At 39.0% G+C, this 12039-nt stretch carries 12 protein-coding genes; 1 reads left to right on the top strand and 11 read right to left on the bottom strand.

Annotated elements, in window-relative coordinates:
• From tnpA (VCHSUH03_RS03135) to thiT, 5 genes are all read right to left on the bottom strand, one after another.
• The coding region (gene tnpA / locus VCHSUH03_RS03135; protein ID WP_105094076.1) for an IS200/IS605 family transposase at positions 1–431 on the bottom strand (431 nt) is incomplete at its 3' end.
• 192 nt (positions 432–623) lie between these two features.
• The gene (locus VCHSUH03_RS03140) at positions 624–959 is read right to left on the bottom strand and encodes a cupin domain-containing protein (protein ID WP_105086291.1); all 336 of its coding nucleotides are present in this window, start codon (positions 957–959) and stop codon (positions 624–626) included.
• Between the two features lie 305 nt (positions 960–1264).
• Positions 1265–2500: a molybdopterin molybdotransferase MoeA gene (locus VCHSUH03_RS03145; RefSeq protein WP_105086292.1), complete on the bottom strand. Its 1236-nt coding sequence runs from the start codon at positions 2498–2500 to the stop codon at positions 1265–1267.
• Positions 2481–3605, bottom strand: coding sequence for a molybdopterin-guanine dinucleotide biosynthesis protein B (mobB, locus tag VCHSUH03_RS03150; protein ID WP_105086293.1), 1125 nt, complete (start codon positions 3603–3605; stop codon positions 2481–2483). The genes VCHSUH03_RS03145 and mobB overlap by 20 nt, the downstream gene beginning before the upstream one ends.
• Positions 3598–4128 carry an energy-coupled thiamine transporter ThiT gene (thiT, locus tag VCHSUH03_RS03155; protein WP_105086294.1) on the bottom strand — a complete coding sequence of 177 codons (531 nt, stop codon included), beginning with the start codon at positions 4126–4128 and terminating at the stop codon, positions 3598–3600. Before thiT ends, mobB begins: the two co-directional genes overlap by 8 nt.
• A gap of 184 nt (positions 4129–4312) precedes the next feature.
• Here thiT and VCHSUH03_RS03160 point away from each other — a divergent pair, with 184 nt between their 5' ends.
• The gene (locus tag VCHSUH03_RS03160; protein ID WP_039969037.1) at positions 4313–5299 is read left to right on the top strand and encodes a GMP reductase; all 987 of its coding nucleotides are present in this window, start codon (positions 4313–4315) and stop codon (positions 5297–5299) included.
• A 247-nt stretch (positions 5300–5546) separates the two neighbouring features.
• On the opposite strand, the gene tnpA (VCHSUH03_RS03165) is transcribed toward VCHSUH03_RS03160, so the two are convergent.
• From tnpA (VCHSUH03_RS03165) to VCHSUH03_RS03190, 6 genes are all read right to left on the bottom strand, one after another.
• Entirely contained in the window at positions 5547–6011 is a 465-nt protein-coding gene (gene tnpA, locus VCHSUH03_RS03165; protein ID WP_038125930.1) for an IS200/IS605 family transposase, read from the bottom strand.
• 183 nt (positions 6012–6194) lie between these two features.
• Positions 6195–7379: an MFS transporter gene (locus VCHSUH03_RS03170; protein WP_105086295.1), complete on the bottom strand. Its 1185-nt coding sequence runs from the start codon at positions 7377–7379 to the stop codon at positions 6195–6197.
• A gap of 234 nt (positions 7380–7613) precedes the next feature.
• Positions 7614–8969: a C4-dicarboxylate transporter DcuC gene (gene dcuC, locus VCHSUH03_RS03175; RefSeq protein ID WP_105086296.1), complete on the bottom strand. Its 1356-nt coding sequence runs from the start codon at positions 8967–8969 to the stop codon at positions 7614–7616.
• Positions 8970–9175: 206 nt separating this feature from the next.
• Positions 9176–10354: a M20 metallopeptidase family protein gene (locus tag VCHSUH03_RS03180; RefSeq protein ID WP_105086297.1), complete on the bottom strand. Its 1179-nt coding sequence runs from the start codon at positions 10352–10354 to the stop codon at positions 9176–9178.
• 95 nt (positions 10355–10449) lie between these two features.
• Positions 10450–10632, bottom strand: coding sequence for a hypothetical protein (locus tag VCHSUH03_RS03185; RefSeq protein ID WP_005385822.1), 183 nt, complete (start codon positions 10630–10632; stop codon positions 10450–10452).
• A 138-nt stretch (positions 10633–10770) separates the two neighbouring features.
• Positions 10771–11958 carry an aspartate aminotransferase family protein gene (locus tag VCHSUH03_RS03190; RefSeq protein WP_105086298.1) on the bottom strand — a complete coding sequence of 396 codons (1188 nt, stop codon included), beginning with the start codon at positions 11956–11958 and terminating at the stop codon, positions 10771–10773.
• Positions 11959–12039: the final 81 nt, after the last annotated feature.

The raw sequence follows: 12039 nt of genomic DNA on the forward strand, positions 1-12039 counted from the left end.
TATTCTTTAAAGTTTAATGTATCTTGCGCTATATCCTCTTGTAGTTGATTGCGAATATACTCTTTTATCGCTCCTTCATATCGTCCTACCGTATCCACATAATATCCTCTACACCAGAAATGTCTATTTCCATACTTATATTTTAAATTTGCGTGTTTATCGAATATCATGAGGCTACTTTTACTTTTTAAATATCCCATAAAACTCGATACGCTTAAATGTGGTGGTATCGTTACTAACATATGAATATGATCCGGACAGCATTCCGCCTCTATAATCTCTACATTTTTTCTCTTACATAAATCTCTTAAAATTTTACCTACATCAGCTTTTATCCGACCATAAATTATTTGTCTTCTATACTTCGGAGCAAAAACAATATGATATTTACATCTCCATTTACTATGTGATAAGCTTTTTACGTCATTCATTGACATTGAACCTCCTATATTAAAATGTTGTGGTTGCCAGACCAACTTCATTTTATCACTAGGAGGTTCTTTCCTTTTCTCTAAGAATTTTTACCGACCCCCAGTTTAACTGGGGGTTTAGTCATGCCTATTCGGCGTACAGCAAAAAATGCATCCCCTAGAAATCCAAGGGATGCATTCATTATGATATATTTATTTAACTACGGTCAACAGCATCTTGAAGTTTTCGCGAGCATCAAGGCTATGTGGCACTTCAGATGGCATAATCAATGTTTCTCCAGCTTTCACATTATGTTCAACATCGCCAACGACGATGTGCGCCTCCCCATCGAGGATTTGCACAATCGCGTCACCTACAGTTACATGTGTAGAGATTTCTTCTCCCTTTGGCAACGCAAATAAGGTAATACTGAGGCGTTCATTTTGGGCAATCGTAATACTAATCACTTGCCCTTCTTTATACTCTAAACGATCTCCTAGATGTAAAATTTCGTTAACAGGGATATTTTTTGTGAAAGTCTTACTCATAAAAATCACTCCTTATATAACTATATAATGGCAAAGATAATTAAAAAGTAGATTAAAATAAATTTTGTCAAACCTCAATTGATGTAACTAAAAGGATTATCCTTTCGTTGACTTTATTATAATTTGACTGAGATTAAATTTCAGTAACTGCAGCAACAGAATTGAATGTATTTTATATAAACAAACAGACGAGGCCTCTACAGAGACCTCGTCTTGTTATGTATCAATATCGGTAAATATGACAGATATTAAATATGCTTAATTATTAAGATGTTGATTATCTAAAGCTGTTAATCTTATATATTTTAAATGGCTGGTAATAGGCCTAACAAATACACATTAAAGGTATCACCAGGGCGCACCTCATGTATACCACGAGGAATACATGCCAATGCATTCACCGTATAGAGGCCTAACATACTGCTACTATTAAAATGGCGGTTAGCCACAAAGCGTGGGACCCCACCACCAAATATGACTTTACCTTGTACGTACCGATCAAAGGCATTACGCTTAAAAATCTCTGAATCCATTACGCAGGCCACGACTGGTGTAGTCCAGTTTGCCAACCCTTTATAGCGTTTTAAGGTCGGTGCTACGATTAGATGCCAACCGTTAAACGCAGCCCCTGGATTACCAGATAGGCCAAAAATAATTTGACCTTTAGGCGTTACAGCACCATAAGATGCTGCACCAGGCCGCATTTGAATGCGCGCATAAATAGATTTAGCGCCTAATTTTTCATAAATAAGAGGCATTGTATCAAACAGCCCTACGGATACACCGCCAGAGCTAATGATAATATCAGCATCTTCACTGAGCTGTAACACATGATTAATTTCAGACTCTAGTTCCTCTGGAGCATCACTCACATGATAATGCGTTATCTTATGAAAACCTAAATCCTCCAACAAGCCGCATATCATAGCTCGATTAGAGTTATAAATCTTGCCAGGTGTTAAACTTTCACCAGGCTCAATCACCTCATGTCCTGATGTAAGAACTAACACCCGAGGCATCGCATTTACAGTTATTTCAGTAAACCCTAGACCAGTCAAAATAGTTTGTACTGTAGAGGTTACCTCTGTACCACGTGGAATCACAGTAGTTCCAGCACTACATTCCTCGCCTTGCGGGATGATATGATCACCACATTTATAGTTACCTTGAATAGTAATTGTTGTGCCTGGTTCTCCGGAACCAACCACCTGTTCTTGCATAATAACGGTATCACATGTATCTGGTACGGGCGCACCAGTCATAATACGTACTGCATGTCCAGATTCAACAGGATGTTCCCATACAACACCAGCACCTATAATACCGTCAACAATATACTCATTACAATCTGCTTTGAAAGTAATGGCATACCCATCCATGGCAGATTTAGGGAAGGCTGGTACATCTGTAGGGGCAATAATATCATCTGCTAACACATATCCTTTAGCAGTCTTAACATCAATGGTTTCTACTTTATGAACTTGTGTTTGTAAGGCCTCATCCCATAATCGAAGGGCCTCCTCAACAGTAACGACGGCCATGTAAACTCCTCATCATTTCCTGTATGTGACATACCAATTGAGGTATGTCTTGGTCTAACTTGCTAATTTCAATTGTAGCTACTCGGTCCGTTGCATCCGAGATAAGCTCTTCCGTATGTCCCTCTTGGGTAACCTCTATAATAGGCGCAATTCCTTGGGACCTTGTTTCTAGTATAACTATATCGACAGGCATAAACTGTGATATTTCATACAGATTTGACTGTTCCTTCGTGCGAATTCGAATCGCTGTTTCATTAGGTCCTGCAATAGCTACTGCATCAGCTCCAGCTTTATAGGAAAGGTCTGTATCGGTTCCTTCATGATCCATTTGAAATCCATGTTTATCACTCTTTACAACGCCAACAGAAAATCCCGCTTGTTGTAATTCAGATACAAGGCGAGTTACAACTGTAGTCTTACCAGTTTTACGTTTTGATGCTACTACACTGATAAGTGGAACTCGACGAAACTCATTTTCTGCTAAAGCACGAGCCCATTGGTAATCATCAAAATGATTTACATTACTTAACTCCCAGCTATAATCACTGGCATCGATACTTTCAACATGACCAATAGTATCAATGGCATGATGCAAGGAAACATCATCACCAGCTAGAATAGATGAAAGTAACGATACAATATGTGGTCTATAAATCCCTGCCATAGGTTCTAGCTTACCAGCATTTCCCCTTGGGACAATGGCATTCCAAGTATTACAATCCACTTGATATAACCAGTCGTAATACAGATCCATATCCATGAATGGCATATCTACTGCCATCACAGCGTAGGCTGCACTCTGTCCTACTGATAAGGCACTATATAGCCCACCTAGAGGGCCACATCGCTCAACAGAATCCCGAACAATAGAAATTTTTTCTTTTTCATCGTTCGATAAAGTATCTAAGATATGTGTCTGAATGGCATGACCTAATTGTTCATCATCCCCAACAGAAATCAAAATATCATGTACATCTGCTTCAAGCCCCTTGCGGAGGGCATGGGATATGAGACTTTCACCATTAACCCAAGGCAATAAAGCCTTAGGCTCCCCCATCCTAGTACTAAGACCACCAGCTAAAATGATTAAACCTAAATTATCCACGACGCCCTAAACCTCGTTTAACACCTTGGTATAAGAATAATAAAACTACTATATTTAAAATTCCATCTGGCACCATATAAGATGCATTATAAATCATGGAGTAAATCCATGGATTTTGTCCTTGCGGAGCATAACTAGCAAAGACAACTACACCACTCATAACAGAAGCAGCCCAGCGGAATACAATGGCCACAATGGATCCTGAGATAAGTCCAGAAATAGAATCCTTGAAGTAACCGCAAACACCGATAGCACCATATGCTACCAAGTAATCTAAAATAATACTTAAATAGTGAATCGATGATTTAAAACCTAAGATAAAATGTAAAATACCATATACAACACCTGTAAAGATACCTCTTGTTCCGCCCCATCGATACGCATAAATCATGAGCGGTACTAAAGCTGCTGCTTTAATAGAGCCACCTTGTGGCATGTGGAAAATCGTGATAAATGACAATACTTGTGCAATAGCAATTGCTACGCCAGCTTCAGCAAGCATGCGTGTTTTTGACTGGTCCATTTCAATCGACCTCCTCTTTAGTATAACTTTTAAAACTGTAGTTTTATTTATACATCCTACTTGTATTGTACTACAGTTCTCACATGACACCAAACAAAATATTCGGAACGTATTGAAAATTTTACGCGTCTCTTGTATAATGGTACAGGTTCAATATGTAATACTCGAAGGAGATATAGAAAATATGATTAACACAACGAACATCTTTGATTATGAAGACGTGCAATTAATTCCTAATAAATGTATCGTAACTAGCCGTAGCGAATGTGATACACACGTTAAATTAGGTAATCGCACATTCCGCTTGCCGGTAGTTCCTGCAAATATGCAAACTATTATCGACGAAGAATTGGCAGAAAAATTAGCTCGTGAAGGTTATTTCTATATCATGCATCGTTTCCAACCAGAACGTCGTATGGACTTTGTAAAACGCATGCACGACCTTAACTTATATTCTTCTATTTCCATTGGTGTAAAACCAGAAGAATTTGCTTTAGTTGACGAATTCAAAAAAGCAAATTTAACACCTGAATACATCACAATCGATATTGCTCACGGTCATTCCAATGCAGTAATCGATATGATTCAATACATCAAAAAGAACTTGCCTGGAACTTTCGTTATCGCTGGTAACGTAGGTACACCAGAAGCAGTTCGTGAACTTGAAAATGCTGGTGCAGATGCAACTAAAGTTGGTATCGGTCCTGGTAAAGTTTGTATCACTAAATTAAAAACTGGCTTTGGTACTGGTGGTTGGCAATTGGCTGCTGTTCGCTGGTGCGCAAAAGCAGCTACTAAACCTATCATCGCTGACGGCGGTATTCGCGATCATGGCGACATTGCTAAATCTATTCGCTTTGGCGCAACTATGGTTATGATTGGTTCCCTATTCGCTGGTCATGAAGAATCTCCAGGGGAAGAAAAAATCGTTGACGGCAAAGCAGTAAAAGAATACTTTGGTTCTGCTTCTGAGTTCCAAAAAGGTGAACGCAAAAACGTAGAAGGTAAAAAAATCTTCATCGATTCCAAAGGTTCTATCTTTGATACATTAGTTGAAATGGAACAAGATTTGCAATCCGCTATTTCTTACGCTGGTGGTACTACTCTACAAGCAATCCGCAAAGTAGACTATGTACTTGTTAAAAACTCCATCTTCAACGGGGACCGTTAATACGATATTACATGTAAAAGCCACAGGATAAATCCTGTGGCTTTTTTGTATGTAATCAATGTGATCTACAACATATTCGTAATAATATTGCCATATTTCATAAATCATAACCACCCGTAGAACGGGTGGTTTGCTCTGACCCTATAAGGGTCTTTCTCTAGTGGTGGCCCTCTAAAGAGGGCATTGAATGATCTGACAACCACTCTATTACCACTGGCTGCCCCCTACTCGGGGGCTTTTATTTTGCCTATTTTACTGGCTCACCCGTAAACGGGTCGGTATATTCTTTAAAGTTTAATGTATCTTGCGCTATATCTTCTTGTAGTTGATTGCGAATATACTCTTTTATCGCTCCTTCATATCGTCCTACCGTATCCACATAATATCCTCTACACCAGAAATGTCTATTTCCATACTTATATTTTAAATTTGCGTGTTTATCGAATATCATGAGGCTACTTTTGCTTTTTAAATATCCCATAAAACTCGATACGCTTAAATGTGGTGGTATCGTTACTAGCATATGAATATGATCCGGACAGCATTCCGCCTCTATAATCTCTACATTCTTTCTCTTACATAAATCTCTTAAAATTTTACCTACATCAGCTTTTATCCGACCATAGATTATTTGTCTTCTATACTTTGGAGCAAAAACAATATGATATTTACATCTCCATTTACTATGTGATAAGCTTTTTACGTCATTCATTGACATCGAACCTCCTATGTTGAAATGTTGTGGTTGCCAGACCAACTTCATTTTATCACTAGGAGGTTCTTTCCTTTTCTCTAAGAATTTTTACCGACCCCCAGTTTAACTGGGGGTTTAGTCATACCTATTCGGCGTACAATAAAAATAGCCCCAAAGACATTTCGTCTTTGGGGCTATTATTTAAGCTTCAGCTTCTTTTGATTTTTCCATTAACATATAAGCGTATTTACCAGTACCTGCACTTACTACAAGTAATGCAGTCAATACGATAAATGCTACTGTAAGACTTGTGCCATGAGCAATGAAACCAATCAATGCTGGCCCCATCAAAATCCCCATATAGCCAAGCATGGTAGATGTTGCCACAGCTTGTGTCATAGGAATTACATTTTGTTCCCCCATGGCAGAGAACAAGTTTGGTACTACCATAGCTAAGGCAATACCAAGTAATAAATACGTATACATAGAGCCATAACCTGGTAAGAATACGATAAGGCCCATTGCAATAGCGCCTAATAAATACCCACCAACGACAACTTGTTTAGAGGTTAAATGTTTACCAATTGTATTCCCCAACAAACGGCCAATACACATAGTACCATTAAAGAGCATAACGCCCATAACGGCCTCTTCAATAACGATACCTTTATCTTCGAACAGATATAATGCACTCCAGTCCCCTACGGCACCTTCAACTAAGTAGGATACAAAGGACAAGAGACCAAAGATAATAGCAATGGGATGGAAAGATAATGGGCTTTTGGATTTTTTAACAACCTTTGCATTTGGATCACTACCAAAGGTCAACATAAATTGGCTAATCACAACCATGGCAATAAATAATACGATGAGAAGTCCCCAAATACTTTCATTAACAGGTAAGGATAATATTTTTAAGAGCACTAGCAAAACACCAGCGCCGGCAAAACCGCCTAAACTCCATCCACCGTGATAGGCACCCATTAAGTGTTTCTTACTCACCTTTTCTGTCAAGATAGCTTGTAAATTGGCAGACGCACCACTAAGACCTACACCTATACCAAAGAAGAACAAAGCAGCTGTAGTCGTAGCAATTGTAGAGCACATGGTAACAATAGCAAGAGATAACATGCCAATAAAGCTAGCTAATAAAACGACTTTCTTGCATCCAAAGTTCTCTACTAGCTTACCAGCTATGGCCATGGACAAACAAGAACCTACACCGAGCACTAAAATCATGGAACCCAGTACATCTTCACCAATGCTAAGCTTTGCCTTTAAATATGGTACAAAACCAGCCCATAAGGCTGTATACATACCTGGGATAAAGAACCCTCCAAAGGCACCACGAATATTTGCTGTTGAAATAGAAACTTGATCGCTCATTACATCCTTTCTGGCTTCTAGAACCGTCCGGCGAAGAAAGGCCCTTTTTATCCGCAAAGCGCTAAAACTTGCATCCTTGCAGGAAACCATTTTAATTACATATGATTTATTATTGGAATATAATAACTCTCTTTATGATACATGTAAAGAGGGTTTTCTAATTTTAAACTAAACTTAAAAAGCGATATATAGTATATCTGGTTAAATATAACTAATTAGTCTTTTAGATGACAGTTAGTAAAGGAGACATATCCCCACACAACTTGTAAGTAATGCTACAAGAACAGGTACAGCAGTTCGTTTAAGTAAATCTACTGATTTTATATGTGCCACGCCTGCTACGCCAACCATTACAGGACTAATAGGGCTAAGGAATAAGCCTAGGCTTGCACCGTTTTGCATACCAAGCATAGTAGTAATCGGATCAAGGCCTAGATGAGCTACGATATTAGGTACTAGTGGAACCAAAGTAAATAATGGCGCTACATTGCTACCTGTCACCATGCTAAGGCCTAACATGCCGCCCCCTAGCACAGAGGTAAGTCCTATGGAGTTAAGAGATAATGTTTGAAGTGCCCCAAGCAAGGATTCAATAAGACCTAAACTCACTAGTCCTTGTGCAAAGATTTGTCCCCCTATAATAAGTGTCACTGCATAAGAGAACTGGTTCCCCATACCTTCAAAGAAAATAGTTGTACTCTTAAGTACTGTTCTCAGATTTCGATGACGAATTAATTCAGCTAATAGAGCTATACCAAAGGCAAGCATCATAGCAAGGGTAACATTCATCTTCACACCAGGAAAGCCATATTGACTAAAGCCCAAAATAAAACACAATGGCAATAATGGGAATATCATATACGGCTTAGGCCCTATTGGCGCCTCTGGAATACTTTCACAAGCATCTATAGCCTTAGGTTCCTCCACCCGGTCACGATATTTCTGCCAGAAAAAGTGTGCTATAGCCGTCACAATGGCGACTAAGAAATAAAGGCGCAACTGGTAGCCTACAAAATAGTTTGGCACGGGCATATTCAAGGTCTTTGCAATGAGTAAGGTAGATACCGCACCAGGCCCTACGTCCATAAGATGCCCCGTTGCAATAACCGCTGCAGCCCCCACTGGGCTCACCCCAAGGCGAAGCAATACGGGATACATAGTAACCATCATAAGAAGTGCAAGACTCAACGGATTAGGTACACAAATAGACAGTCCCATATTAAGAAGAAACATTAGGGCCAGTACAATATATGGACGATTTAGACGATATAAAGGACGTATAAATGTATGTGCCAATCTCGTCCCTGCCCCAATATGCTCCATATATTTTGCATAACCAGCACAGGTCATAATCATGAGACCTAAATTTACTATATTCTCAGACGTAGTAATTCGCACAATATCCATGGCATCAAATATGAGAACTCCTGTGGATTGGTCACCAACTAATATGGCATCAATCCAGCTCGCCTCATAAGCGATGAACATCATAAGAATTCCTAAGCCAATCAAAATAGGTTGTGGCTGGTAGCGCTTCATCAATAAAAAGCCTGTAATAGCAATTATGATGAGACATATAACTATATTCATAAGTACCTCTCATAGAGAATGTATTAGACTTACAGAGGATTTATATCACAAGTACTACACTTGAATTATACTTATATAATACTTGTATCATACTTGCATCACATCCAACTTATACCTATATTATACCTATACTATACGGAAAATATAAATAAAAATACAATGAAAAAGCACCATATCCCGTAAGATATGGCACTTTTATACGCTTACTATTTATGTTCTTGTAACCACTGAATAGCATATTCAGCATATACCGCTGATGCAGCAGATAGTACGGTATCATCCATATTAAATCTATTATTATGATGATCGTAGGTAGCCTCTATTTCAGGGTTTTGAATACCAATAAAGGCAAAGCACCCTGGTTTATCTTGTAAATACCATGCAAAATCTTCCCCTGGCATTACTTTACGCATTTTAGAAAGCTTGTCTTTACCTAATGTATCAATAACGACACGTTCCGCCAATTCGCTAGATGCAGGATCATTAATAGTAGGCGGTACTTTTTTTATATATTCTAATGTAGCAGTTGCTCCATAAGCCTCAGCCGTATGTTCTACTACGCGTCGTATAGATTCAACATAGTACTCTTCTTGGTCTGGGTCAAAGAATCGAATAGTGCCCCCCATTTTAGCTTCACCAGGGATAACATTCCATTCAGATCCAGAGTGAATATTACCAATAGTGAGTACAAGAGAATCTAAGGCACTCACATTACGAGATACTACGGTTTGCAAGTTCATGACGATAGCACTAGCTACTACAATGGCATCAATCGCTTGATGTGGCTGTGCACCATGGCCTTGTTTGCCTTTTACATTAATAGTAATCTGACTACTTGCAGCCATACGAGGACCTTCTTCTACAGATATGAGTCCTGCTGGTAAGTCGATCCACACGTGACCGCCAAAGATAGAATCTATCTTATCATACCAATCACCAAATTTGATGAAATCTGGTGCACCCGCTCCTGTCTCCTCAGCAGGTTGAAAGGCTAAATATACGTCGCCTTCGATGCGGTCTTTCATAGACATTAACATCTTGGCAGCGCCTAGCAAGATAGCCATATGACCATCGTGACCACAGGCGTGCATTTTGCCTTCAGTTTCTGATTTATAGTCTACTGTATTATGTTCGTGAACAGGTAATGCATCAATATCAGCACGCAATGCGATGGCCTTACCTGGTTTATCACCGTGGATGATACCAATCAAGCCGATGCCACGCTCTGTATCTACATGAACCTCTACGCCCATAGATTCTAATTCTTTAGCGAGAGTCTTTGTCGTTTCAAACTCTTCATTGCTCAGCTCTGGATGTTTATGAAAATATCTACGCCAATCTTGAACGTAGCCTTTATATTGTTCGATTAAATCGCGACTATGCATGGTATCGCCTCCTTATAAAATCCCATAATCAAGGGGAATAACAGGGTAAAAGTAAAAGAAAACGACAGGCAGCGCCATGTCGTTTTCTTTATGTCTTATCGGTTGCGCAATACTGCTTGTACCGCCAAGGATACAACAGCTGTTGCAACTGCCACAGCAGCAGTGATTTTTGCTGTTGTGAAAAGCTCTTCTTTTGTAGGTTTTGCTTTTGTAGCAATATCTAATGTTTTTGCTACAGCAGGAACCAACACTTCGTTACGTAAGGATTCTGTATTCATATTTACTCCTCCAATATAGACTGTTTCTTCTAGGGTAACACGAATGAGAACTAAAGTCTATATATTCATCGATTTATTTCAATAATTATACGGTTACGCAACTATTTTAAATGATATTTATGAAAGTTATCCTTAAAATTATTTTGCAGATAACTCTGCAATAGCTTCAGCTACAATGGTAATCGCTTTTTCCAATTGGTCTTGAGGAATATTAAGAGCTGGTAAAAGACGTACTTTATTTTTTGCAGACAAGCATACAACGCCTTTTTCAAGACATTTCGCAATGACTGCTTTTGGATCTACTGTAGTTTCAATACCAAGCATAAGGCCCATGCCGCTCACACCTAGAATACCAGGTTTGCCGACTAAGGTAGTTTTTACATAGTCTCCTTTTACTTTTACAGAATCTAAGAATTCTGGTGTTAAACGATTAATGATAGTATTGCCTGCTGCCGCACAGATTGGATTGCCACCAAAGGTTGTAGCATGTGCACCAGCATTTAACACATATTGCATCTTTTCATTGAATAATGTAGCCCCCATAGGAAGGCCACCTGCTAAACCTTTTGCAGTAGATACTACATCTGGGTCAATGCCAAATTGTTGGTATGCGTATAGACTACCAGTACGGCCATTACCAGTTTGTACTTCATCGATTAACACGAGTTGATCGTGTTCATGAGCATATTTTGTTACTGCTTGTATGAACTCTTTATCTAGTGGCATAACACCACCTTCACCTTGAATAGGTTCCATCATGATGGCACAAACTGCTGGATTATCAAGAGCTTGTAAGGCCGCATCAATATCATTAGCAGGTGTATGAATAAAACCTTCTGTAAATGGGAAGAAATGTTGATGGAATACATCTTGGCCTGTAGCAGACAAGGTAGTAATAGTACGACCATGGAAACTATTAACCAAGGTGACGATGACATGACGACCTTCACCGTATTTGTCATGGCTATATTTACGAGCTGCTTTGATGGCACATTCATTAGACTCTGCACCAGAGTTAGAGAAGAATACCTTCTTCATACCTGTCTTAGCGCATAGTTGTTTTGCCAATTCAATTTGTGGTAAAGAATAGTACAAATTAGAGATATGGTTCAAAGCATGAGATTGCTTTGTTACCGCCTCTGTCCATTCATCGTCATCTACACCAAATGCGGTTACACCAATACCGGATCCAAGATCAATGTATTCTTTGCCATCTACGTCCCATAAAAGAGAACCTTTACCTTTTTCAAAACATACGTTAAAACGGCCATACGTATTGGCTATATATTCTTTATCTTGTTGTTCAAAATCGATTGTATTACTCATTACATCCTCCAAACGTACGGCCATGCCGTCGTCTATCTATATGAAAGGTAACGATGGTAATAAATGATTACCATCGCTATA

It is taken from the genome of Veillonella infantium (assembly GCF_002959895.1).
Taxonomy (GTDB): Bacteria; Bacillota; Negativicutes; order Veillonellales; family Veillonellaceae; genus Veillonella; species Veillonella infantium.